Below are 22,905 nucleotides of genomic sequence, written 5' to 3'. Positions count from 1 at the left end.
GGCGAGGCGCTCGTAGAGTGGAGCGCATGGCAGGCAGAAACGACCCTTACGGCACCGACCGCGACGTCCGCGATGATTTCCGCGCGGAGATCCGGGAATTCCTGGGCACGCGACGGGCCAGGGTCACCCCCGAGCAGGCCGGACTGCCCGCGTACGGCGGAGAGCGCCGACGGGTCACCGGGCTGCGCCGCGAGGAGGTGGCCCTCCTCGCGGGCATCTCCAGCGAGTACTACACCCGGCTGGAGCGCGGCAACGCCACCGGCGTCTCCGAGAGCGTCATCGACGGCATCGCGCGAGCGCTGCAGCTCGACGAGGCCGAGCGAATCCATCTGATCGACCTGCTGCGCGGCGCCGGCACCACCCGTCCGCCACGCCGCCGACCGACCCAGCAGCGTGTTCGACCCACGGTGCAGCGCGTCCTCGACTCGATGACCGGCACTCCCGCGTTCGTTCTCAACGGACGCGGGGACATCCTGGCCGCCAACCACCTCGGGCGCGCCCTGTTCTCCCCGGTCTACGCCGACCCGGTGCGCCCACCCAACAACGCCAGGTTCATCTTTCTCGACCCGCACGCACCCGAGTTCTTCCGCGACTGGAACCAGGTAGCAGGCGACACGGTCGCGATGCTGCGCGCCGAGGTCGGCCGCGATCTCCACGACCGGCGGCTGACCGACCTGATCGGAGAACTGTCCACCCGCAGCGAGGACTTCCGCCACCGCTGGGCCGCCCACAACGTCCGGATCCACACCACCGGCGTGAAGCTTCTGCACCACCCGGTCGTCGGCGATCTCGACCTGCCCTTCGAGACCTTCCCGCTGGGCGTCGACCCCCGCCAGGTCCTCGTCACCTACACCGCCGAGCCCGCGTCCCCCTCGCAGGATGCCCTGAACCTGCTGGCGAGCTGGGCCGCGAACAACGACAACATCGAGCGGTCCACGCCGACCCACGACTCCGAGCCGGCCGACCCGGCCGAGCCCCCCGACTGACCGACGAGCCCCGTCTGTCGACCCGCGGAAGTCGTCAACGTCTCCGGCGCAGCGGAAGTCCGCAACCGAAAGCATCGGCTGCCGCGACTGGTCTTCCAGCCATCGTGACAGCGTCTTCCAGGGACTGACCAAGCCGGCGTTGCGCGGAATCGTCTCGAATCTGGCGGCGGGACGCGGCCTCCAGCAGGCCAGCTCCCCTGTTGGCGTCCGTCAGGAACGCGACTCGCACCCTTGGCCCGACCGCAGCCGGCCTGCTGACCGCCTCCGTCGGAGGCGGCTGGATGATCGCCGCGGACGCCGTGTCCTTCCTCCTGGCGGCCGCGTTCTTCGCTCGGATGTCGCTGCCCGACCTGCCACCGCGCACCGACGACGGCCCGCCGACGCTCGGCGAACTGCGCGAGGGGCGGAGCTACTTCACCTCAAGTCATGGGTCTGGGCGGTGACTTTGGCCTTTGCCGTCTTCAACGCTGTCAACATGGGTGTCTGGCAGATCCTGGGCCCGGTGGTCGCGAACGGCACGATCGGTGCCGAGGGCTGGGGGACAGGTTCTGAGCGCACGCGGTGTAGGGGCGCTGCCGGCCAGTGTGGCGATGGTGAAGCTGACGGTGCGACGACCGATGGTGCCGGGCTGTCCTCGATGTCGCTGGCCGCGCTCCCGGTGATCCTGCTCGGCGCCCACGACGAGTTGTGATCCTTCGCGCCCATCCCCATCGGCCAACTGTCCATGCCCATCCTTGCCGCAGTGTTCGGGACGGCGGCGGTCGCCGTCACCGGCGGCGGTGTGGCCGCGGTGGCGATGCTGATGCCGTCGCTTCGGAGGATCGAGATCAACCGGAACGGCGATTGAACGCTCCAAGGACGGCGGCTCCCAGGACGGTGCTCAGGAACCGGATTGCCGCACCCTCCCGACAACTTCGCGGGTCAGTGGCTGATTCGTGACGTCGGCTCATTTCCGGAACGGTTGCGCCTCAGCAGGTCGACGAGCCGTGTCAGCCATCCCGTGCCGGGCTGGTTGTCCCTTTCGATCAACAAGCGTGCTGTCTCCAGGGGGCCTTGCGAGGGCCGGCCTACCTGGTGGAGCTGCCAGTAGCGGGCCACCCTCCGCTCCAGATCGGCCAGGTCACGCCCGTCAGCCCTGGTCAGGACGACGGCGCCATCCCCGCCTTGGGGAGCAGCCAGTGCCAACACTTGCCGGATCTCGTGAACAGAACCAGACGGTGCCGCCGCCGGGGAGCTGCCCCCGCTGTCCTGATCGCATCACCCGTCACGGTTCGGCTAGCGGACTCGTCACCGAGCCACGGGGCGATGAGGTCTGGGCGGACGGGGACCGGGTGGGGACGGTCCTGGGCTTCGACGCCTGTCGCCGATCTGGAGCCGCCGCCCTACCAGGCCATGCTGGGCCTGGAGCAGTACCTCGGGTCCAGGGCGCTGCCGGCGCCGCTACGGAAATCCCGCCTGGTGGCCGGCTCGCAGCGGGCCACCAGGCACACGTAGAAGCGTAGCGGGATCGCCTTCCCAACCTGATCTGCGTGACCCACCAGCACTCCTCATGGGGCTCATGGGCTCATGAGCTCATGACGATTCGCGTACGACGAGCTCGGTGGGAAGCGTGACGTACCGGCGCGGTTGCTCGGGGTTGCCGATCTCTTCCAGAAGGATGTGGGCGATCATGCTGCCGATCTCCTCGACGGGCTGGCGCATGGTGGTGAGGGGCGGATTGCTGTGCCGGGCGATGATGGAGTCGTCGAATCCGACCACGGCCACGTCGTCGGGGACGCCCCTGCCCTGCCTGCGCAGCTCCGCAAGCGCGCCCGCAGCCATGACGTCCGAGGCGACGAACACGGCGTCGAGGTCGGGGACTCGTTCAACGAGTGAACGCATCGCGGCCTCGCCGCCTTCCTCGGTGAAGTCGGCCGAGGCCACGAGTCGGTCCGTGGCCTCGTAGTCGGCCTTCTCGAGGGTCTCGCGCCAGCCCTGGAGCCTGCTGCGCGCCACGTCCATGTCGAGCGGCCCGCTGATGGTGGCGACGGTCCGCCGCCCCCGCGCGAGGAGGTGGCCGACGGCCGCTGCGGCCCCGCCCGCGTTGTCGGAGTGCACGTGGCTGAGTGACTCGTCGGGGGAGCGGCGCCCGGCGAGGACCGTGGGCAGCCCCATGTCCTCCAGCAGCCCCGGCAGCGGGTCGTGTTCGTGCACCGAGACGAGGAGCACCCCGTCGACACGCCGCTCCGCCACCGACTCGGTGAGCTGGTCCCGCTCCGCCTGGTCGCGTACGAGCACCAGCTGGAGCTGCGTCCGGGTCTCGGCGAGGGCGGTGCTGACTCCGCGGATGACCGCCGAGAAGTAGGGTTCCGAACCCAGTCTGCTCGCCGACTCGGGGATGACCAGGGCCACGGAGTTCGTCCTGCTCGTCACCAGTCCCCGGGCGACCGAGTTCGGTACGTAGTTCAGTTCGGCGATGGCGGCGAGCACGGCGGCCCTGGCCTTCTCGCTGACGAGCTCCGAGCCGTTGACGACTCGTGAAACCGTGGTGCGTCCGACGCCGGCGCGCGCGGCCACGGTCTTGATGGTCGGGCGTTGCCTGCCCCCCATGACGCCTCCCTCGCTCCGCGCTGCCCGGACGGCTTTCACCTGCGCATTGTGCCAGACCGTCGCAGAGGGTCCGCAGGGTCCGAGCACCAGGGCGGGACATCTTCCCGCAACGAAGTGGATTCAACTTCTTGACAGACGCCTTTCGCGGCGGCCAGGCTTCGGGCTCCTGAGTGGGTACGTTCCCATCGCTGATTGGGAACGTACCCACCGGACAAATCGTCCCTACGGAGCGGACCGTGGGGCCCGAACTCCGGTGCGTCAGCGCCGCCGCTGGGAGGACGAAAATGGACAAGCTCCGAAGGAAGTTGCGTACGAGAGTCGTGGCCGCCGTGTCGGCTGTGTCGGCTCTCGGCCTGATCGTGGGCTGCGGGGGCAGCGACGGAGGGACCGGTGGGGGGAAGAAGGACGGCAAGGTCACCATCACCATGGGCCTGTTCGGCGTCATGGGCTTCAAGGAGACCGGTCTGCTCGACAAGTACATGAAGGAGCACCCGAACGTCGTCATCAAGGCGGACGTCGCGGGCGACGAGCAGACCTACTACACCGCCCTGCAGACCCACTTGGCCGCCGGCAGCGGGCTGAAGGACATCCAGGGCATAGAGATTGGTCGGGCCAAGGAACTGGCCGACACCCAGAAGGACAAGTTCGTCGATCTGGCCGGCGCGGCCGGGACGGACCACTTCCTTCCCTGGAAGCAGAGCCAGGTCACCACCGCGGACAAGAAGGTCATCGGCCTCGGCACCGACATCGGCCCGATGGCCGTCTGCTACCGAAAGGACCTCTTCGAGCAGGCCGGCCTGCCCACCGACCGCGACGAGGTCGCCAAGCTGTGGGAGGGCGACTGGTCGAAGTACGTCGACACGGGCAAGCGGTTCAAGCAGGAGTCGAAGGCCGACAAGGTCGCCTTCATGGACAGCTCCAGCGGACTGTTCAACGCCATGATCTACGGCAACTCCCAGCAGTTCTACGACAAGCAGGGCGAGCTGATCTACGCCACCAACCCTGTCGTGAAGGACGCGTGGAAGCTGGCCTCCAAGGCCGCCACCTCCGATCTGACCGCGAAGCTCCGCCAGTTCCAGCCCGGTTGGGACCCCGGCCTGGCCAACAGCACCTTCGCCACGACCGTCTGCCCGGCGTGGATGCTCGCACACATCAGCGAGAAGGCGGGCCCGAAGAACAAGGGCAAGTGGGACGTCGCCAAGGCGCCCAAGGGCGCCAACTGGGGCGGATCGTTCCTCGGCGTGATGGAGAAGAGCCCCGTCAAGAAGGAGGCGCAGGAGCTCGTCGCCTGGCTCACCGCGCCCGAGCAGCAGGCCTACCTCTTCAAGGAGATCGGCAACTTCCCCTCGTCGCAGACCGCGTTGGAGATGCCCGAAGTGGTCGATGCCAAGTCGGACTACTTCAGTGGCGCGCCCATCGGACAGATTTTCGGCGCCGCGGCCCAGGAGATCCCCGACGAGCAGGTGCTCGGCCGTAAGGACGGCACCATCAAGGACATCTTCTCGCAGGGCCTGACCTTGATCGAGGCGCAGAACAAGAGCCCGAACGAGGCATGGAAGACCACTGACGAGCGCATCGAGAAGGCCGCCGGCTGACCTTTTCTCCACCTGGACCCGTGGCCCTTCTCCACCTCGGGACCCGCGGCCCTTCTCCACCTCGGGCCCCGTAGCCCGTCTCCGCAGCAGCCCGGCGGCCCACACGCGGCCCGTGTGGGCCGCCGGGCCCCTGCCCGCCTCCCTCACCCTCCAGGAAGGACGCCTTCCGGTGGCCATCTCCACCTCGACACCCCCAGACGGTGCGCCCGGCACCGCTCTGCCGCCCGGGACCGGCACCGACGGGGACGGTCAGCGGCGCCGTACGCTGCTGCACCGCCTCGACGTCCGCGGCGCGCCGTACGCCTTCGTCGCCCCGTTCTTCATCGTCTTCGCCGCCTTCAGCTTCTACCCGCTCATCTACACCTCGTGGATCTCACTGCACCGCGTCGAACTGTCGACCCTGAACCTCATGGAGTGGGTCGGCTTCGACAACTACACGGCGCTGTGGGACGACGACCGTTTCTGGAACGCTCTGCTCAACACCTTCACCATCGGCGTCCTGTCGACCGTGCCGCAGCTGCTGATGGCGCTCGGGCTGGCGCACCTGCTCAACTACCGGTTGCGCGGCTCGACGTTCTTCCGCGTCGCCGCCCTGACGCCGTACGCCACGTCGGTGGGTGCCGCGGCCCTCGTGTTCACGATGCTCTTCGAGCGCGACTTCGGCATGATCAACTGGATGCTGAGCCTGGTCGGTGTCGACAACATCGACTGGGAGAACAACAAGTGGGCCGCGCAGACGGCCATTTCCTCGATCGTCATCTGGCGCTGGACCGGCTACAACGCCCTGCTCTACCTCGCGGCGATGCAGGCGATCCCGCGCGACCGCTACGAGGCCGCGGCCATCGACGGCGCCTCGCGGTGGCAGCAGTTCCTGAAGGTCACCGTCCCCGGTATCCGCTCCACCATCGTGTTCACCATCGTCCTGTCCACGATCGGCGCCACCCAGCTCTTCGGTGAGCCCCTGATCTTCGGCCAGGGCCCGAACGGCATCACCGGCGGAGCGGACAACCAGTACCAGACGCTGGGCCTGCTGCTGTACGAGGAGGGCTGGAAGAACTACCAGATGGGCCGGGCCGCCACGGTCGCCTGGGCGATGTTCCTGGTGCTCATCCTCGTGTTCGTCGTCCAACGAGTCGTCAAGCGCGTCGTGGCGCGCAAGGCCTGACCGGGAGATTTCCATGACCACAGACAGCATCCCGGTCCAGGCGGCGGACGCGCGCCCCGGTATCGCGCGGAAGGCCGGCAAGGCAACCCCGTCCGGCGAACGGCGCCGACGACTGTTCCGGCACCCGGGTGCCGGGCGTCAGCACCACGCGGGGCCCGTCGCCTACATCCTGCTGGGGATCGCGGCCCTGTTCTCCCTCTTCCCGCTCTACTGGACGATGGTGGCGGCGTCGACCGACAACACGCGCGTCACCCAGACGCCTCCGCCGTTCCTGCCCGGCCCCCACCTTCTCGACAACCTCGGGAAGGCATGGCAGGACGCCGCGCTGGGCAAGGCCATGCTCAACAGCCTGATCGTGGCCGGCGCGATCGCCCTGTCCACGGTGCTGTTCGCCACCCTCGCCGGCTTCGCGTTCGCCAAACTCCGCTTCAAGGGCCGCAACATCCTGCTGATGCTCGTGATCGGCACCATGATGGTGCCGCCGCAGCTCGGTGTCGTACCGCTGTTCATGATGATGACCGAGCTGGGCTGGGGTCAGAAGCTGCCCGCCGTCATCTTCCCCACGCTCGTCAGCGCCGTCGGCGTGTTCTTCATGCGGCAGTACCTGTCCGAGGCGCTGCCCGACGAACTCGTCGAGGCCGGGCGGGTGGACGGTGCGCACTCCCTGCGCATCTTCTGGAGCATCGTGCTGCCGATCGCGCGGCCTCCCATGGCCGTGCTGTTCATGATCACGTTCGTGCATGCCTGGAACGACTTCTTCTGGCCCTTCATCGTGCTCGACATGACCAATCCGACGGTGCCCGTCGCCCTCACCCAGCTCAGCGCGGGATATGTGCGCGACCAGTCGCTGATCATGGCGGGCGCGCTGCTCGGCACGCTGCCCCTGCTCGCCCTGTTCGTCATCTTCGGCCGTCAGATCGTCGGCGGAATCATGCAGGGGGCGGTCAAGGGCTGAGCGCCCTGCCGTCCTCCTGTTGCCGCGGCCCGACGCCCGCCACCCCGCCTGGCCCTCCTCGCCCGCAGTACATCTGGAAGGACCCACATGACCACCGCAACCCGACGTGTCGCGCCCGCCCCGGAGAACACCACCATCTTGAGGTTCCCGCAGGGATTCACCTGGGGCACGGCGACCGCCGCGTACCAGATCGAGGGTGCCGCCTCCGCCGACGGACGCACCCCTTCGATCTGGGACACCTACTCGCACACGCCCGGCAGGGTGCGCAACGGCGACACCGGTGACGTCGCCACCGACCACTACCACCGCTGGCGTGAAGACGTCGCGATCATGGCCGACCTCGGCGTGAGCGCCTACCGGTTCTCCCTCTCATGGCCGCGCGTGCAGCCGACCGGACGCGGCCCGGCCGTCGAGAAGGGGCTCGACTTCTATCGCGCCCTGACCGACGCACTGCTGGAGAAGGGCATCGAGCCGGTCGTCACGCTCTACCACTGGGACCTGCCCCAGGAGTTGGAGGACGCGGGCGGCTGGCCGGAGCGCGTCACCGCCGACCGGTTCGCCGACTACGCGGCCCTGGCGGCCCACGCGCTGGGGGACCGGGTGAAGACCTGGATCACCCTCAACGAGCCCTGGTGCAGCGCCTTCCTCGGATACGGCTCGGGTGTCCACGCGCCCGGGCGCACCGACCCGGTCGCGGCCCTGCGCGCGGCGCACCACCTCAACCTCGCCCACGGCAAGGCCGTTCAGGCGCTGCGCGCGGAACTGCCCTCCCGCGCGCGGACGTCCGTCACACTCAACATCCACCACGTCCGCGCGCTGACCGAGGCCGCCGAGGACCTCGACGCCGCCCGCCGGATCGACGCCCTGGCCAACCGCGTCTTCACCGGCCCTGTGCTGGAGGGCCAGTACCCGCAGGATCTCCTGCAGGACACGGCGAGCCTGACCGACTGGTCCTTCGTACGGGACGGCGACACCGCCACGATCCAGCAGCCGCTGGACTTCCTGGGCGTCAACTACTACACTCCCACGCTCGTTTCCGCCGCCACCGGTGAGGCCGGCCACGGCTCCGACGGCCACGGGGCGAGCGAGCACAGCCCCTGGCCGGGCGCCGACAACGTCGCCTTCCACCGGCCACCGGGCAGCACCACCGCGATGGGCTGGGCGGTCGACCCAAGCGGCCTGTACGACCTGCTGATGCGACTCCAGGCGGACTTCCCCGCGATGCCTGTGGTGATCACCGAGAACGGAGCCGCGTTCGACGACTACGTCAACCCGGAGGGCGAGGTGGCCGACCCGGAACGCATCGCCTACCTCCACGGCCATCTGTCGGCCGTGCACCGCGCGATCGCCGACGGCGTCGACGTCCGGGGCTACTTCCTGTGGTCCCTGCTGGACAACTTCGAATGGGGCTACGGCTACAGCAAGCGCTTCGGTGCCGTCTACGTGGACTACCCGACCGGCAAGCGCATCCCGAAGGCCAGCGCGCGGTGGTACGCCGACGTGGCCCGCACTGGCATCTTGCCAGAGGGCAGCGGAGGTAACCGTTGACCACCGGCTGGTCGTTACCCCTGGCCACCGAGGGTGCATGGTCTCCAGAGCCGCGGCCAGAGCGTGGGGGTCGTGGTGCCCCTTGTAGACCGGTGCAGGCTGCTCGTCGAGCTTGAGGAGTTGGGCCACTGCTGTCCAGGCGGTGCGTACGGAGTACTCGACGCTGAAAGACGACGTCGTCCGGCACTCACCGGTGTGGTCCATATGGCCTCTGAGGCGGGCTCTACGGTGTCCCCGCGCGGGCGGGGGCAGGACAGGAGCCCAGTCGGTGGACCGCCAACGACCGGGCCCGTACTCCCCGCGGGCTCATGCCGGGTGAGAGTCCGCCGTCCTGCCGATGCCCTCCGCAGGGCGTGGCCCAGCAGTCCCGCCGCGCCACGGCGGTGCCGGGGCGCGGTGGCTGGGATGACCGGCGTGGGCCGCCTTGTCGATCTGGCGGCGCAGCCGGTCGTGGAGCTGGTCGACGACCTCCCGGCCGGTGGCCTCCTCGGCGAGCACGACCACCTCACGTTGCCCGACGTGCAGGGCGGCCGTCGCCGACCAGGGGCGGTCCGCGTGGTGGGCGGACGCTCGCGTGAGGTGCACCTCGCCGGTGACTGAGGGCAGCCCCGGCCTGCCCACGACGGCGTCGATCTTCGCGTGGGCGTACCCGAGCGTGTCCTCGTCCACCTCGCCGTCCAAACGCAGCAGCACGCTGGGAGCGGTGTCTTGGCTGTTCTTGCCGGTCATGTCGGTTCCTCTCCTGGAAGGGCGATGGGATGTCCGACGTCGTTCAGGCCGCCGGGCCGGGCAGCCAGAGGTCGGGCCCGAAGACCTCGTACCGGATGCGCCTGGCCGGGACGCCGACACGCAGCAGCTGTCCGCGCACCTCGCGCATGAACGGCAGCGGGCCGCACAGGAACACGACGGCGTCGTGGGGCAGTTCAATGCCGTCCAGGTTCATCAGGCCGGTACGGGCGTCGGGTTCTTCTGCGCCGGGCCGTTCGTACCAGAACAGGGCGCGGGCGTTCGGCAGTTGGCCGACGAGCCGGTGGGTCTCGGTGCGCAGGGCGTGGTCGGTGGGGGAGCGGTCGGCGTGCAGGACCAGGACCGGGCGGGGTGAGCCGAGGGCGGCGAGGTGGGCCAGGATGCCGGTCATGGGGGTGCAGCCGATGCCCGCGGAGACCAGCACGATCGGGGTGGTGGTGTCGACCGGGTCGTCGAGGAAGACGTCGCCGAAGGGCGCGGACAGCGTCAGTTCGTCTCCCGTACGGACCTGGGCGTGGAGCAGGTTGGAGACTTCGCCGTCCGGCTCACCGGCCGCACCCGTGACCCGCTTCACGGTGATCCGCCGCAGTTCCCCGCCCGGGTCGGAGGACAGGCTGTACTGCCGCAGCTGGTGTACGCCTTCGGCCATCAGGGCGCGCAGGCTCACGTACTGGCCTGCCCGTGCATGAGGGGCTGGTTTGCCGTCGGTCGGGCGGAGCAGGAAGGACGCGGTGTCCGGGGTCTCGGTGCGGCGCTCGACGACTGTCCACTGCCGCCAGATGTGGCCGGGCTCGACGCCCGCGTCCTGGTAGAGGCGGGCCTCCCGGTCGATCAGGGCACCGGCCATCAGCCAGTACACCTCGTCCCAGGCGGCCGCCACTTCAGGGGTGACCGCGTCGCCCAGTACCTCGGCTATCGCGCCGAAGAGGTACTTGTGCACGATCGTGTACTGGTCGTCGGTGACGCCGACCGCGGCGTGTTTGTGCGCGATGCGGTCCAGCAGGGTGTCCGGGCGGACGTCCGGGGCATCGAGGAGCGCGGTCGCGAAGGCGGCGATCGAGCCGGCGAGGGCGCGGCGTTGGGCTCCGCTGGCCTGGTTGCCGCGGTTGAACATTCCGTCGAGCAGTTCAGGCCGGTCGTGGAACATCGCGCCGTAGAAGCGCTTGGTGATCTCGTCGAGCGCTCCGGCCACGGCGGGCAGGGTGGCACGGATCACCGCGGCGGATTCTGCGGACAGCATGGAGCCTCCCAGGCAGGGGGATGAAGTGGGAAGTGCGCCGCATCGCATCGGGCGGCGTCTACTGTGTAGCAGGCACCGGACCATATTTCGGCGCTGTTTCGTGGCGTTGGGCGAAGAGGGGCCGAAGGGCCCCATGGAGTCGGGAACATCGGCCCCGCAACCTGCTTTGCCACAGGGCCGTACGGCGTCGGGGCGACCTCCCGACGGCCCTGTCCGCTCCCACTGACCTGGTGATCGCCGACGGCGGCGCCGGCCCTGGGCACCTCGCGCGCGGAGCGCTGCGGCATCTGGCGCCCGGGGCGGTCCCGTGGTCGCGGCACCACTTCCGGTACGTGGCCACGGAAGTCGGCAGGGTGGGGTAGCTCCTTCTCGCCGCCGGCCGTGTTCGCGAGGCCGTACGCCGTCAGGTCGTCCAGCAAGTCCTGCTTCACGCGGGCGAGGGCCAAGACGATGCCGCGCTGGGTGAGCTCGCGGCGGAGTGCGTCGACGGCGTCCAGGGCGGTGATGTCGACCTACACGTCGGCTCGGCGTTGAGGACGGACCAGCGGACCGGGCTGTTCTGTTCGTCGACGGCGGCCGGCGGCCGGCGCCAGGCGGCGGAAGTTCTCAGCTCTGGTCGACGCGCCGGGCAGCGACGGCGGACAGTGCGGGCACGGCGACGACGGGACGCCTCCCACCCCATGGGGCCCATCGGCCCTCGGTCGGGACATGTGGCCTCTGCACTGTCTCCCTCCCCGCCCACATCCTGAGATCAGAAACCCCGATTCAGGAGGTGGGCAGTATGCCCCGCAACGTCACCGTGGGCCTCGACGGCTCGTCCGAGAGCCGTGCCGCCGCCGAGTGGGCGGCCCGCGAGGCGAAGTTGCGCGGCCTGTCGCTGCGGCTGGTGCACGTCTGGGAGCCCGTCCCGGAGCACATGGCGCAGGCGCCGCTGCTCGGTGCCGAGACTCAGCAGCACTGGAGCGAGCGCATCCCGCGCGAAGCGGCCGAAGGGCTCCGTCTGCGTCACCCCGGCGTGGACGTGACCGTGGATCAGATCAGCGGCCGTCCCGGCGAGGTGCTGACGCGCGTGGCGCAGGATGCCGAGCTGCTGGTCCTGGGCTCCCGCGGGCTGAGCGGGTTGGGAGGGTTCCTCGTCGGCTCCGTGGGCCAGGAAGTCGTTGCGCACGCGGAGGTTCCCCTGGTGCTCGTGCGGGCGGGGGAGCAGGCCGCCGACGAGCACACCATGGACCCGGCCGGCATCCCGTCCGCGGCGACCGGGTTCCGGCCCGTCGTGCTCGGTCTCGACACCGACAGCCCCGACGACACGGTGATCGCCTTCGCCTTCGAGGAGGCCGCCCGCCGTGTCGCACCCCTGCGGGTCGTCCAAGCCTGGAACCTGCCGCCCTACTTCGCCTACGGCCTGACCGTCGACCCGGAGTTCAACGCCGTGCTGGGCAAGCAAGAGGCTGCCGCGTTGGCTGGGGTGCTGCACGGCTGGAAGGAGAAGTACCCGTCCGTCGAGGTCGTCGAGGAGTCCGGATGGGGCAGTCCCGCCGTCCAGCTGGTCGACGCCTCGCGCGGGGCTTCCCTCGTCGTCGTGGGCCGTCGCATCCGCCGCAGCCCGCTCGGCGCCCACATCGGCCCGGTTACTCACGCAGTCCTGCACCATTCCGCCGCCCCCGTCGCCGTCATCGCGCACGACTGACGCTGCCGCTACTCACGACTCACGACTCACGACTCACGACTCACGACTCACGACTCACGACTCACGAGGAGAAGACATCATGAAGGCAGCGGTCGTACGAGCCTTCGGCGAGCCCCTGGTCATCGAGGAACGGCCCGACCCCGAGCCTGGCCCCGGCCAGGTCCGCGTCCGGGTCGAGGCGTCCGGGCTGTGCCACACCGACATCCACGCCGCCCGCGGCGACTGGCCCGTCAAGCCCAACCCGCCGTTCGTGCCCGGTCACGAGGGCGTGGGCCTGGTGGAGAAGCTCGGTGAGGGGGTTACGCATCTCGCCGTGGGGCAGCGGGTGGCCGTGCCCTGGCTGGGCAAGGCATGCGGGCGGTGCGAGCACTGCCTGTCCGGCTGGGAGACGCTGTGCGAGCAGCAGGTCAACACCGGCTACGGCTGTGACGGCGGCTATGCCGAGAAGATGCTGGCCTGGGCCGACTTCGCCCAGCCCGTCCCCCAGAGCATCACCGCCCTCGACGCTGCCCCGCTGACCTGCGCCGGCGTCACCACGTACAAGGCGCTCAAGGTTGCCGAAGTCCGTCCCACTCAGCTGGTGGCGATCTCCGGCGTCGGCGGGCTCGGTCACCTGGCCGTGCAGTACGCGAAGATCGCCGGAGCTCAGGTCGCCGCGATCGACGTCACCGACGAGAAGCTCGAACTCGCGGCGGAGCTCGGTGCCGACCTCGTCATCGATGCCCGCAAGCACGATCCGGGGGAAGTGCTCAAGCGGTTCGGCGGCGCGCATGCGGCCATCGCCCTCGCCGTGAACGAGTCCGCCTTCGCCGCCGTCAACTCCGGGCTGCGGCGCGGTGGCAAGCTGGTGATGGTGGCGCTGCCGGCGCACGGCACGGTAGAGGTACCGATCTTCGACACCGTCCTCAACGGCACGTCCGTGATCGGGTCGATCGTCGGCACGCGGCAGGACCTCGCCGAGGTGTTCCAGCTGCACCAGGCGGGCCGGACTCGGGTGATCTACGAGACCCGGCCGCTGACTTCGGTCAACGAGTCCATCGAGGACGTTCTGCAGGGCCACATCAAGGCCCGGATCGTCTTCGACCTCGGCGCGGGAAGGTGACGACGATGAGGGAAGTGCCCCTGGTCGTGGGCGTGGACGGTTCCGAGCCGAGCCTGCGGGCCGTGGACTGGGCGGCCGACGAGGCAGCCCTGCGCGGGGTGCCGCTACGGGTGGTGTACGCCTCGCTGTGGGAGCGCTACGAGGGCGCCGCACTCGCCGCCGACCTCGGTAACCCGTCCGAGCGGGTGCGGGCCGACGACATCATCGAGAGCGCGACCCGCCGGGCGCGGGCCCGCCACCCAGACCTGAAGGTGTCCGCCGACGTGTTGCCGGAGGAGCCGGAGTACGCCCTGGTGAGGGAAGGGCGGCACGCCGGCGCCCTGGTCGTCGGCACTCGTGGCCGCAGCGGCCTCACCGAACTGCTGCTCGGCTCGGTGAGCCTGGCCGTGGCCGCCCACGCCCACTGCCCGGTGGTCGTGCTGCGCGGCGGCAACGACAACCAGGTGACGCCCGCGGTCCGCGGACGCGTCGTCGTGGGCGTCGGCGAGCACCCGGAGCCGTCGGCGGCCCTGCGCTTCGCCTTGGAGGAGGCGCGGCGGCGTGGGGTGCCCCTGGAGGCCGTACGGGCCTGGCGGTGCCCCGCACACGAGAGCACCGACCATCCGCTGTTGTCCGGCGAGCCCGCCCGTCTGTATGAGGAACAGGCCGCAAAGACGCTGGAAGCGGCGCTGCGCGACGCCCCCGAGGACGTGGAAGTGCGTCGGCGCACCGTCGAGGGCCACGCCCGCAAGGTGCTCCTGGACGCCTCGCACGAGGCCGACCTGCTCGTCGTCGGCGCCCGCCGCCGCGAGGGTCACCTCGGGCTCCAGCTCGGCCGGGTTGCCCACGCGGCCCTGCACCACTCCGCCTGCCCGGTCGCCGTCGTGCCGGAACGGGTGTGAGACAGGTACCGGTTGTTCAAAGGCTCGCCGCGTGGTCGGGGACGTAGGTCCGCAGATCGCGCGGCGGGCGCTGGTAGCCGGTCGACGGCGGCCGGTCCGGCAGTTTCAGCACCGGCGGCGGCATCTGGCGTTGCGGCCGATGGCGGCGACGGTGTCACTCATGACGTCACTCACGATGTGCGGGGTGCCGTGCATCATGTCTCCTTGGTCGCTGTCGTCACGACTCGTGGGGTGGTCACAGGAGGCTGCCGCTGCCGTAAGGGGCATACAGGTCCAACAGACGGGTGCGGGCCGAGCGCAGGCGGTGGGCGAGTACGTCGCCCACCCACTGGGCGACGCTCCGACCGAGCGCGGGGTCGTCCTCGCACAGCGAACGGATCGCGGCGGCGTCGAACTCGTAGGCGCGCACGGGGCTGGTCGCCTCGGCACCCAGGTGCCAGCTGTGCGGGGCGAACAGCCAGGACCAGCCGATGAGTTCCTTGTGTCCGAGAGTCTCGATGACGGCCGCGCGGCGGCCGGGCACGTGCATGTCGAGGGCGACGGTGCCGGTGCGGATGATCCAGAACCGGTCGGCGCGCCCGCCCTCCTCGAAGAGACGGGTTCCCTGGGGGAACGACACCTCCCGGGCGAAGTGCATCAGCCGATGCCGGTGCTCGGCGGGCAGCGCCCGCAGCATGCCGGCCGTGGGGGGAGCGTTCATGATGTGCCTCCGATCAGGCGTTCGTACCTGCCACGTCCAGCGTGTGCCCGTGCCCCGTGCCGGGCCATGGGGCCACCCGGCCCCATGGTGGGGCCGTCCGGTACCTCGTGAGAGCCCATGGGCCCCCTGCGCCGGAACGGGCACGGCGGTTCGATGAGGACGAGAGACAACCCGCTGGAAGGAGTTTGCCCCGCCCACCTACCGCCTTCGATCAGGCGGAGAACCGCCTGCACGCCATCAAGACCGTGCTGGTTGCCACCCTGGAGGACTGAACCGTGCGCATCGTCATCGCTCTCGGCGGCAACGCCCTGCTGCGCCGGGGTGACCGCCCCGATGCCGCGGTGCAGCAGGCGAACATCGACCGGGTGACCACCGCCGTCGCCGCTCTCGCTCTCGAACACGAGATCGTCATCACCCACGGCAACGAGCCGCAGATCGGCCTGCTCGCCATGGAGAGCGCGGCCGACCCGATCCTGACCGCCCCCTATCCGCTGGACCTGCTCGGCGCCCAGACCGAGGGCCTGATCGGATCACTGCTGGTCCGCGCCCTGCACGACACGCTGCCCGGCCGCAAAATCGCCGCGCTCGTCACCCACACCCTCGTACGGGCCGACGATCTGGCGTTCGCGCGGCCCACAAAGCGCGTCGGCCCCGTGTACCCCCGGGACGTCGCCCGCTCACTCGCGCGAAGGCGCGGCTGGCACATCGCCAAGGACGCCACCGGGTGGCGCCAGGTCGTCGCCTCACCAGCACCCCAGGGGATCGTCGAGACCGAGACCATCCACGACCTGCTCACGTGCGGAGCGCTGGTCATCTGCGCCGGCGGCGGAGGCATACCCGTCACCGCCGACCACGACACCGGCGCACTGCAGGGAGTTGACGCGGTCATCGACAAGGACCTCACCGCCGCCCTGCTCGCCGAGGACCTCAAGGCCGACTTCCTGCTCATCCTCACCGACGTGCCGAACGTCTACACCGACTACGGCACCCCCGATCAGCGCCCCGTCCTCGACGCCACCCCGGACGCCCTGCGGCGCGGCGGCTTCCTCGACGGCTCGATGGGACCCAAGACGGAGGCCGCCGCCCGGTTCGTCGAACGCTGCGGTGGTCTGGCCGCTATCGGCGCCCTCGACGCGGCCTACGAGATCGTCCATGGGAGGTCGGGGACGCTCGTCCGCCCCGAGCTGTCCATCGGCTGAGGTCCGCAAGGGTGGGGCTGGTGGGCCGAACGGCCCTACGGCTCGGGACGGACGGCACCGTTCCCAGGCCTGTCCGGCACTGCCCGCGAGCACGGCGGACGACGAGTATCGGCAGTGAGAGACGCACGCATGCGAACAGGGAGAGGACATCCCGCGATGACCACAACGGTGACAGCTGACAGCCGTACGGCCGAGGCATGGCGAGGCTTCGCCGGGACACGCTGGCGCGACCGCATCGACGTACGCGACTTCATCCAGGCCAACTACACACCGTACGAGGGCGACTCGGCGTTCCTCGTCGGCCCGACCGAGCGCACCCTCACGGTCTGGCACAAGGTCAGCGCGCACTTCCCCGACGAGCGGCGCAAGGGAATCCTGGACGTCGACCCGGGCACCCCGTCCACCATCACCTCACACCGACCGGGATTCATCGACCGCGACCGCGAACTGATCGTCGGCCTGCAGACCGACGCCCCGCTGCGGCGGGCCATCATGCCCAACGGCGGGCTGCGGATGGTCGAGAACAGTCTGAAGGCATACGGCTACCAGGCCGACCCCTTCGTCACCCGCGTCTTCGGCACCTACCGCAAGACCCACAACGACGGGGTCTTCGACGCCTACACCCCCGAGATGCGCGCCGCCCGCAAGGCAGGCATCATCACCGGGCTGCCGGACGCCTACGGCCGCGGCCGGATCATCGGCGACTATCGACGCGTCGCGCTCTACGGCACCGGTCGGCTCATCGAGTCCAAGCGGGCCGAGCGCGCGCTGCTGGACGCGCGGCTCTCGAGCGCGGACGTCATCCGGGACCGTGAGGAACTGGCCGAGCAGATACGGGCGTTGGGTGAGCTGACGGAGATGGCGGCCTCGTACGGCTGTGACGTCTTGCGCCCCGCTGCCACCGCCCACGAGGCCGTGCAGTGGCTCTACCTCGGCTTCCTGGCCGCGGTGAAGGAGCAGAACGGCGCCGCGATGTCGCTGGGCCGTACCTCCACGTTCCTGGACGTCTACCTTCAGCGCGATCTGGAGGAGGGTCTGATCGACGAGACCGGGGCCCAGGAGTTGATCGACGACTTCGTGATCAAGCTGCGGATCGTGCGGTTCCTGCGCACCCCCGAGTACGACGCGCTGTTCTCCGGCGACCCGACCTGGGTGACGGAGTCCATCGGCGGTATCGGCGGCGACGGGCGCACGCTGGTGACCCGCACGTCCTTCCGCTTCCTGCAGACGCTCTACAACCTCGGCCCGGCCCCGGAGCCCAACCTGACCGTGCTGTGGTCGCCTCAATTGCCGTCCGGATTCAAGGAGTTCTGCGCCCGTGTGTCGATCGACACCAGCGCCGTGCAGTACGAGTCCGACGACCTGCTGCGCCCGCGCACCGGCGACGACACCGCGATCGCCTGCTGCGTCTCCGCGATGACGGTGGGCCGGCAGATGCAGTTCTTCGGAGCCCGCGTCAACCTCGCCAAGGCACTGCTGTACGCGATCAACGGCGGCCGGGACGAGATGACCGGTGAGCAGATCGCGCCCGAGGCGCCTGCCCTGACCGGCGAGTACCTGGAGTACGGGGAACTGGCCGCCGCGTACGACCGCATGCTGGACTGGCTGGCGGCGACGTACGTCAACACGCTCAACGTCATCCACTACATGCACGACAAGTACGCCTACGAGCGCATAGAGATGGCGCTGCACAACCACCCGGTGTACCGCTACATGGCCTGCGGGATCGCCGGACTGTCGGTGGCCGCCGACAGCCTCTCCGCGGTCAGGTACGGCCGGGTGAAGGTGATCCGGGACGACACCGGCCTGGCCGTCGACTACGCGACCGAGGGCGAGTTCCCGGCGTACGGCAACAACGACGACCGTGTGGACTCCATCGCCGTCGATCTCGTGAAGTCCTTCATGTCCAAGGTCCGCCGCCACCCCACCTACCGGAACGCCGAGCACACCCAGTCGGTGCTGACCATCACCTCGAATGTGGTCTACGGCAAGCACACCGGCAACACCCCCGACGGCCGCCGTGCCGGGGAGCCCTTCGCGCCCGGCGCCAACCCGATGAACGGCCGGGACCGGCACGGGGTGGCTGCCTCCGCCCTGTCGGTGGCGAAGCTGCCGTACGAGGAGGCCCGGGACGGCATCTCGCTGACGACCACGATCACTCCCGAGGGGCTGGGTCACAACCCGGACGAGCGGCCGGGCCACCTGGTCGGCATCCTGGACGCGTACACGGCCTCCGGCGGCTTCCACATGAACGTCAACGTCCTGGACCGGGCGACCCTGGAGGACGCGATGGAACACCCGCAGAAGTTCCCGGAGCTGACGATCCGGGTCTCCGGCTACGCCGTCAACTTCGTCCGCCTCACGCGCGAGCAGCAGCTCGACGTGATCAGCCGCACCTTCCACGACTCGCTGTGAACACCACGGCCGAGCCGGTGACGGGCCGGATCCACTCCTGGGACCTGTCCACGGGAGTGGACGGTCCCGGGACCCGGTTCGTCCTCTTCGTCAACGGCTGCCCACTGCGCTGCCTGTACTGCGCCAACCCGGACACCTGGCACATGCGCGACGGGCGGCAGGCCACGGTCGACGAGGTGATGGCGGAAATCGACAAGTACCGGGCCTTCATCACCACGGCCGGCGGCGGGGTGACCATCACGGGCGGCGAGCCGCTGCTCCAGCCCGCCTTCACCGCCGCGGTCCTGCGCCGTTGCAAGGAGGCCGGGCTGCACACCGCTGTCGACACCTCCGGCTTCCTCGGCGCCCGCGCCATCGATGACCTGCTCGCCGACATCGACCTGGTCCTGCTCGACATCAAGTCCTTCGATGTCACCACCTACCGCAAGCTGACGGGCGGTGAACTCGCGCCCACGCTGAACTTCGCCACCCGCCTGGACCGTCTCGGCAGGCGGATGTGGATCCGCTACGTCCTGGTCCCCGGTTGGACCGACGACCCGGAAGCCGTCGACGGCCTCGCCCGCTTCCTGGCCGGCCTCGGCACCGTCGATCGTGTGGAGGTCCTGCCGTTCCACAAACTCGGCGCCGCGAAATACGACGCCCTCGGCCTGCCCTTCCCACTCCGGGACACTCCCGGCCCGGGGCTCGAACTGGTCCGGAGGGTCCAGGAGCAGTTCCGGGAGAGGGGCCTGACCGCGTTCTGAACGACTGAGTCCCGGTGCGGCTTTGTCCTCACCAGGCGCGCCGGCTCACCGAACGGGCGTACAGCACGCCCTGGGCCGGAGGACGACGAGACCTGTGGATCCGTATCGAGCCCGATGCCGTCACCGGGCGCTGGATCACCGTGTGACAGGGCCGGTCTCCGGCCGAGGAGGGACCGACGGGCCCTCACCGCCGTCCCCCGCCCACCGGAGGATGGACTCAGACCGCACCACCGCGTCATTGGGCGAAAGACGGACTGGCCATGTACCGCAACGACGGTTTCCGCGAACTCGATCGGCAGGCGTGCCTGCGTCTGCTGGCGAAGGTGCCGGTCGGACGGATCGTGCACACGCGCCGGGCCCTGCCCGCGGTCCTGCCGGTCAACTTCTGTCTGGACGGCGACGACGCGGTGGTGCTGTGCACTTCCGCGGGATCGGAACTGGTTCGCGCCGTCGACGGCGCCGTGGTCGCCTTCGAGGCCGACGAGGTCGATGCCGCGGCCCACTCGGGCTGGAGCGTCGTCGTCACCGGGCCGGCCACGGTGGTGACCGACCCCGTCGAACACGAGCGGCTGGTACAGCACGGCCCCCGCTCCTGGGCGCCCTCGCCGCGGCAGGTCTTCGTCCGCATCGAAGCCGAGCTGGTCACCGGGCGGGAACTCGTCGGCGGGCGCACGCTCTACGGAGTGGATCTCACGCCCTGACGCTCCGAGGCACTGAGGCACTGAGGCACTGAGGGTGGCCCGGTCGGCCCTGTTGGGTACGTGGCCGGTCACCGATGGTGGAAGGCACGGACCGGCTTGTACGTCCCATCGACACCCGATCCGAAAGGGATCTCACATGTCCGTCGACACTCAGCAGGCGTCCGCCCGGCTCACCGAGGAGGAGCTGAGGGCCCTGGACGCCCACTGGCGCGCCGCGAACTACCTGGCCGTCGGCCAGATCTACCTGATGGCCAATCCCCTCCTCACCGAGCCGCTGCGCGCGGAGCATGTGAAGCCGCGGCTGCTCGGCCACTGGGGCACCTCCCCGGGCCTGAACCTGGTGCACACCCATTTCAACCGTGTTATCAAGGCCCGTGACCTGGACGCCCTGTGCATCTGGGGCCCCGGTCACGGCGGGCCCGCCGTGCTCGCCAACGCATGGCTGGAAGGCTCGTACACCGAGACCTACCCGGACATCACCCGGGACGCCGAAGGCATGGCCCGCCTCTTCAAGCAGTTCTCCTTCCCAGGCGGGGTGCCCAGCCATGTGGCACCCGAGACGCCCGGCTCGATCCACGAGGGGGGTGAACTGGGCTACGCGCTCTCCCACGCGTACGGTGCCGCCTTCGACAACCCGGACCTGGTGGTCGCCTGCGTGATCGGCGACGGCGAGGCGGAGACCGGGCCGCTGGCCGCGTCCTGGCACTCCGACAAGTTCCTCGATCCCGTCCACGACGGCGCGGTGCTGCCGATCCTGCACCTCAACGGCTACAAGATCGCCAATCCGACGGTGCTGTCACGGCTGCCGGAGAGTGAACTCGACGAGTTGATGCGCGGCTACGGCCACGACCCGATCCATGTCACCGGCGACGACCCGATGGCCGTTCACCGCGCCATGGCGGAGGCCATGGACACCGCGCTGGACCGGATCGCCGCCTTCCAGCGCGCGGCACGCGAGGAAGGCGCCGGCGAGCGCCCCCGCTGGCCGGTCATCGTGCTGCGCACCCCGAAGGGCTGGACCGGCCCGGCGCAGGTCGACGGGTTGCCGGTGGAGGGCACCTGGCGCTCTCACCAGGTCCCGCTGTCCGCCGTCCGGGACAACCCCGAGCACCTGCGGCAGCTGGAGACCTGGCTGCGCTCGTACCGGCCCGAGGAGCTGTTCGACGAGCAGGGCCGCCCCCGGCCCGAGGTGCTGGCCTGCGTCCCGGAGGGGACCCGGCGGCTCGGTGCGACCCCGTACGCCAACGGTGGTCTGCTGCTGCGCGAGCTGCCCCTGCCGCCGCTGGAGCGGTACGCCGTCGAGGTCGACAAGCCGGGCGCCACTCTGCACGAACCGACCCGCGTGCTCGGCGAGTTGCTGCGGGACGTCATGGCGGCCACCGCCGAGCGGCGCGACTTCCGCCTGGTCGGTCCCGACGAGACGGCCTCCAACCGGCTGCAGGCCGTGTACGAGGCCAGCGGCAAGGCGTGGCAGGCCCAGACGCTCCAGGTGGACGAAGACCTCGACCGGCACGGCCGGGTGATGGAGATCCTGTCCGAACACACCTGCCAGGGATGGCTGGAGGGCTATCTGCTGACCGGTCGGCACGGGCTGTTCTCCTGCTACGAGGCGTTCGTGCACATCGTCGACTCGATGGTCAACCAGCACATCAAGTGGCTGCGCACCACGCGGCGCCTGCCCTGGCGCGCCCCGATCGCCTCCCTGAACTACCTGCTGACCTCACACGTGTGGCGGCAGGACCACAACGGCTTCTCGCACCAGGACCCCGGCTTCGTCGACCACATCCTCAACAAGAGCCCCGAGGTGGTACGGGTCTACCTGCCGCCGGACGCCAATACCCTGCTGTCCGTGGCGGATCACGTGCTGCGCAGCCGTGACTACGTCAACGTCGTCGTCGCGGGCAAGCAGCCCTGTTTCGACTGGCTGTCCATGGACCAGGCCAAGGTGCACTGCGCCCGCGGCGCCGGCATCTGGGACTGGGCGGGCAACGAGGACGGCGGCGAGCCCGACGTGGTCCTGGCCTGCGCGGGCGACGTCCCGACCCAGGAGGTCCTGGCCGCCGCCCAGTTGCTGCGCCGGCATCTGCCGGAGCTGGCCGTGCGGGTCGTCAACGTCGTCGACCTGGCCCGGCTGCTGCCCGCCGAGGAGCACCCGCACGGCATGCCCGACGCGGAGTACGACGCCTTGTTCACCCGCGACAAGCCGGTGATCTTCGCCTACCACGGCTATCCGTGGCTGGTCCACCGCCTGGCCTACCGCCGGGCCGGCCACGCCCACCTGCACGTGCGCGGCTACAAGGAGATCGGCACCACCACCACGCCGTTCGACATGGTGGTCCGCAATGACCTGGACCGCTACCGGCTGGTCATGGACGTCATCGACCGCGTGCCCGGCCTCGCGGTGCGCGCCGCTGCCGTCCGGCAGCGGATGGAGGACATCCGGTTGCGCCATCACGAGTGGATCCGTATCCACGGCACGGACCTGCCCGAGGTCGCCGACTGGACCTGGGACGGCTGAAAGCACCCTCCGGGCCCGGGGCACCGCCACGACAGGTGAAAACAGGGCCGACCGGCCCTGGCCGTTCGGCCCTGAATCGAGAAGGATCTCCGGTAGGAGCCGCGGTCTCGTCCGGAGGGCGGCGTGGGACGCCC

Annotated in this window: 19 protein-coding genes and 4 pseudogenes; 16 read left to right on the top strand and 7 right to left on the bottom strand. The window is 69.9% G+C overall.

Annotated elements, in window-relative coordinates:
• The first annotated feature begins 26 nt into the window (after positions 1 to 26).
• From ACFYO2_RS24650 to ACFYO2_RS24640, 3 genes are all read left to right on the top strand, one after another.
• The gene (locus ACFYO2_RS24650) at positions 27 to 986 is read left to right on the top strand and encodes a helix-turn-helix transcriptional regulator (protein WP_388352869.1); all 960 of its coding nucleotides are present in this window, start codon (positions 27 to 29) and stop codon (positions 984 to 986) included.
• 281 nt (positions 987 to 1,267) lie between these two features.
• A complete protein-coding gene (locus ACFYO2_RS24645) occupies positions 1,268 to 1,429 on the top strand; it encodes a hypothetical protein (RefSeq protein ID WP_388352867.1) in 162 nt (53 codons plus the stop codon).
• 32 nt (positions 1,430 to 1,461) lie between these two features.
• Positions 1,462 to 1,677: a hypothetical protein gene (locus ACFYO2_RS24640; protein WP_388352864.1), complete on the top strand. Its 216-nt coding sequence runs from the start codon at positions 1,462 to 1,464 to the stop codon at positions 1,675 to 1,677.
• 881 nt (positions 1,678 to 2,558) lie between these two features.
• Here ACFYO2_RS24640 and ACFYO2_RS24635 read toward each other — a convergent pair.
• The gene (locus ACFYO2_RS24635; protein WP_388352861.1) at positions 2,559 to 3,575 is read right to left on the bottom strand and encodes a LacI family DNA-binding transcriptional regulator; all 1,017 of its coding nucleotides are present in this window, start codon (positions 3,573 to 3,575) and stop codon (positions 2,559 to 2,561) included.
• 284 nt (positions 3,576 to 3,859) lie between these two features.
• Here ACFYO2_RS24635 and ACFYO2_RS24630 point away from each other — a divergent pair, with 284 nt between their 5' ends.
• From ACFYO2_RS24630 to ACFYO2_RS24615, 4 genes are all read left to right on the top strand, one after another.
• On the top strand, positions 3,860 to 5,170 hold the full coding sequence (locus tag ACFYO2_RS24630) for an extracellular solute-binding protein (protein WP_388352859.1): 1,311 nt from the start codon (positions 3,860 to 3,862) through the stop codon (positions 5,168 to 5,170).
• Positions 5,171 to 5,339: 169 nt separating this feature from the next.
• Positions 5,340 to 6,335, top strand: a complete 996-nt coding sequence (locus ACFYO2_RS24625; RefSeq protein ID WP_388352856.1) for a carbohydrate ABC transporter permease — start codon at positions 5,340 to 5,342, stop codon at positions 6,333 to 6,335.
• Positions 6,336 to 6,348: 13 nt separating this feature from the next.
• Complete coding sequence (locus ACFYO2_RS24620; protein WP_388352852.1) at positions 6,349 to 7,290, top strand: carbohydrate ABC transporter permease; 942 nt, start codon at positions 6,349 to 6,351, stop codon at positions 7,288 to 7,290.
• An 87-nt stretch (positions 7,291 to 7,377) separates the two neighbouring features.
• Entirely contained in the window at positions 7,378 to 8,838 is a 1,461-nt protein-coding gene (locus ACFYO2_RS24615) for a GH1 family beta-glucosidase (RefSeq protein WP_388352849.1), read from the top strand.
• A gap of 27 nt (positions 8,839 to 8,865) precedes the next feature.
• On the opposite strand, the pseudogene ACFYO2_RS24610 reads toward ACFYO2_RS24615, so the two are convergent.
• From ACFYO2_RS24610 to ACFYO2_RS24595, 4 genes and pseudogenes are all read right to left on the bottom strand, one after another.
• Positions 8,866 to 9,025: pseudogene (locus tag ACFYO2_RS24610) on the bottom strand (oleate hydratase); the annotation flags it as partial.
• A 119-nt stretch (positions 9,026 to 9,144) separates the two neighbouring features.
• Positions 9,145 to 9,567 (bottom strand): hypothetical protein, encoded by a 423-nt coding sequence (locus tag ACFYO2_RS24605; RefSeq protein WP_388352846.1) that lies wholly within the window; start codon positions 9,565 to 9,567, stop codon positions 9,145 to 9,147.
• Between the two features lie 43 nt (positions 9,568 to 9,610).
• Positions 9,611 to 10,825: a globin domain-containing protein gene (locus ACFYO2_RS24600; protein WP_388352843.1), complete on the bottom strand. Its 1,215-nt coding sequence runs from the start codon at positions 10,823 to 10,825 to the stop codon at positions 9,611 to 9,613.
• A gap of 319 nt (positions 10,826 to 11,144) precedes the next feature.
• Positions 11,145 to 11,414: pseudogene (locus tag ACFYO2_RS24595) on the bottom strand (sodium-independent anion transporter); the annotation flags it as partial.
• Between the two features lie 192 nt (positions 11,415 to 11,606).
• Here ACFYO2_RS24595 and ACFYO2_RS24590 point away from each other — a divergent pair.
• The 3 genes from ACFYO2_RS24590 (at position 11,607) to ACFYO2_RS24580 (ending at position 14,495) form a co-directional block, all read left to right on the top strand.
• Positions 11,607 to 12,512 (top strand): universal stress protein, encoded by a 906-nt coding sequence (locus ACFYO2_RS24590; protein WP_388352840.1) that lies wholly within the window; start codon positions 11,607 to 11,609, stop codon positions 12,510 to 12,512.
• Between the two features lie 79 nt (positions 12,513 to 12,591).
• Positions 12,592 to 13,614, top strand: coding sequence for a zinc-dependent alcohol dehydrogenase (locus tag ACFYO2_RS24585; protein WP_388352837.1), 1,023 nt, complete (start codon positions 12,592 to 12,594; stop codon positions 13,612 to 13,614).
• A gap of 5 nt (positions 13,615 to 13,619) precedes the next feature.
• The gene (locus ACFYO2_RS24580) at positions 13,620 to 14,495 is read left to right on the top strand and encodes a universal stress protein (protein WP_388352834.1); all 876 of its coding nucleotides are present in this window, start codon (positions 13,620 to 13,622) and stop codon (positions 14,493 to 14,495) included.
• Positions 14,496 to 14,511: 16 nt separating this feature from the next.
• Here the strand turns inward: ACFYO2_RS24580 and ACFYO2_RS24575 are convergent.
• Both ACFYO2_RS24575 and ACFYO2_RS24570 read right to left on the bottom strand, forming a co-directional pair.
• Positions 14,512 to 14,631, bottom strand: a pseudogene (locus ACFYO2_RS24575) (polyphosphate kinase 2); the annotation flags it as partial.
• A gap of 99 nt (positions 14,632 to 14,730) precedes the next feature.
• On the bottom strand, positions 14,731 to 15,195 hold the full coding sequence (locus ACFYO2_RS24570) for a Crp/Fnr family transcriptional regulator (RefSeq protein ID WP_388352831.1): 465 nt from the start codon (positions 15,193 to 15,195) through the stop codon (positions 14,731 to 14,733).
• Positions 15,196 to 15,470: 275 nt separating this feature from the next.
• Between ACFYO2_RS24570 and ACFYO2_RS24565 the strand changes: the two genes are divergently transcribed.
• The 6 genes and pseudogenes from ACFYO2_RS24565 to ACFYO2_RS24540 all read left to right on the top strand — a co-directional run bounded on the left by ACFYO2_RS24565 (position 15,471) and on the right by ACFYO2_RS24540 (position 22,771).
• A complete protein-coding gene (locus ACFYO2_RS24565; RefSeq protein ID WP_388352828.1) occupies positions 15,471 to 16,394 on the top strand; it encodes a carbamate kinase in 924 nt (307 codons plus the stop codon).
• A gap of 156 nt (positions 16,395 to 16,550) precedes the next feature.
• Positions 16,551 to 18,809, top strand: coding sequence for a formate C-acetyltransferase (gene pflB / locus ACFYO2_RS24560; RefSeq protein WP_388352825.1), 2,259 nt, complete (start codon positions 16,551 to 16,553; stop codon positions 18,807 to 18,809).
• Positions 18,806 to 19,552 (top strand): pyruvate formate-lyase-activating protein, encoded by a 747-nt coding sequence (gene pflA / locus ACFYO2_RS24555; RefSeq protein WP_388352823.1) that lies wholly within the window; start codon positions 18,806 to 18,808, stop codon positions 19,550 to 19,552. Before pflB ends, pflA begins: the two co-directional genes overlap by 4 nt.
• 26 nt (positions 19,553 to 19,578) lie before the next feature.
• A pseudogene (locus ACFYO2_RS24550) lies at positions 19,579 to 19,698 on the top strand (DNA-binding protein); the annotation flags it as partial.
• Positions 19,699 to 19,812: 114 nt separating this feature from the next.
• Positions 19,813 to 20,253, top strand: a complete 441-nt coding sequence (locus ACFYO2_RS24545; protein ID WP_388352820.1) for a pyridoxamine 5'-phosphate oxidase family protein — start codon at positions 19,813 to 19,815, stop codon at positions 20,251 to 20,253.
• 136 nt (positions 20,254 to 20,389) lie between these two features.
• Complete coding sequence (locus tag ACFYO2_RS24540) at positions 20,390 to 22,771, top strand: phosphoketolase (protein ID WP_388352818.1); 2,382 nt, start codon at positions 20,390 to 20,392, stop codon at positions 22,769 to 22,771.
• The last annotated feature ends 134 nt before the right edge of the window (positions 22,772 to 22,905 follow it).

The organism is Streptomyces sp. NPDC006602, from assembly GCF_042870385.1.
In the GTDB taxonomy this organism is placed as follows: Bacteria; Actinomycetota; Actinomycetes; order Streptomycetales; family Streptomycetaceae; genus Streptomyces.
The sequence above is the reverse complement of the archived record's forward strand: the minus strand, read 5'-3'. Positions and strand labels throughout refer to the sequence as shown.

What these genes read in the sequence shown, in the direction of transcription:
- ACFYO2_RS24630 (WP_388352859.1), top strand. Translation starts at nt 3,860, where the DNA reads ATGGACAAGCTCCGAAGGAAGTTGCGTACGAGAGTCGTGGCCGCCGTG.
- ACFYO2_RS24570 (WP_388352831.1), bottom strand. Translation starts at nt 15,195, where the DNA reads ATGAACGCTCCCCCCACGGCCGGCATGCTGCGGGCGCTGCCCGCCGAG.
- ACFYO2_RS24645 (WP_388352867.1), top strand. Translation starts at nt 1,268, where the DNA reads ATGATCGCCGCGGACGCCGTGTCCTTCCTCCTGGCGGCCGCGTTCTTC.
- ACFYO2_RS24635 (WP_388352861.1), bottom strand. Translation starts at nt 3,575, where the DNA reads ATGGGGGGCAGGCAACGCCCGACCATCAAGACCGTGGCCGCGCGCGCC.
- ACFYO2_RS24540 (WP_388352818.1), top strand. Translation starts at nt 20,390, where the DNA reads ATGTCCGTCGACACTCAGCAGGCGTCCGCCCGGCTCACCGAGGAGGAG.
- ACFYO2_RS24605 (WP_388352846.1), bottom strand. Translation starts at nt 9,567, where the DNA reads ATGACCGGCAAGAACAGCCAAGACACCGCTCCCAGCGTGCTGCTGCGT.
- ACFYO2_RS24600 (WP_388352843.1), bottom strand. Translation starts at nt 10,825, where the DNA reads ATGCTGTCCGCAGAATCCGCCGCGGTGATCCGTGCCACCCTGCCCGCC.
- ACFYO2_RS24545 (WP_388352820.1), top strand. Translation starts at nt 19,813, where the DNA reads ATGTACCGCAACGACGGTTTCCGCGAACTCGATCGGCAGGCGTGCCTG.
- pflB (WP_388352825.1), top strand. Translation starts at nt 16,551, where the DNA reads ATGACCACAACGGTGACAGCTGACAGCCGTACGGCCGAGGCATGGCGA.
- ACFYO2_RS24580 (WP_388352834.1), top strand. Translation starts at nt 13,620, where the DNA reads ATGAGGGAAGTGCCCCTGGTCGTGGGCGTGGACGGTTCCGAGCCGAGC.
- ACFYO2_RS24615 (WP_388352849.1), top strand. Translation starts at nt 7,378, where the DNA reads ATGACCACCGCAACCCGACGTGTCGCGCCCGCCCCGGAGAACACCACC.
- ACFYO2_RS24640 (WP_388352864.1), top strand. Translation starts at nt 1,462, where the DNA reads ATGGGTGTCTGGCAGATCCTGGGCCCGGTGGTCGCGAACGGCACGATC.
- ACFYO2_RS24650 (WP_388352869.1), top strand. Translation starts at nt 27, where the DNA reads ATGGCAGGCAGAAACGACCCTTACGGCACCGACCGCGACGTCCGCGAT.
- ACFYO2_RS24585 (WP_388352837.1), top strand. Translation starts at nt 12,592, where the DNA reads ATGAAGGCAGCGGTCGTACGAGCCTTCGGCGAGCCCCTGGTCATCGAG.
- ACFYO2_RS24590 (WP_388352840.1), top strand. Translation starts at nt 11,607, where the DNA reads ATGCCCCGCAACGTCACCGTGGGCCTCGACGGCTCGTCCGAGAGCCGT.
- ACFYO2_RS24620 (WP_388352852.1), top strand. Translation starts at nt 6,349, where the DNA reads ATGACCACAGACAGCATCCCGGTCCAGGCGGCGGACGCGCGCCCCGGT.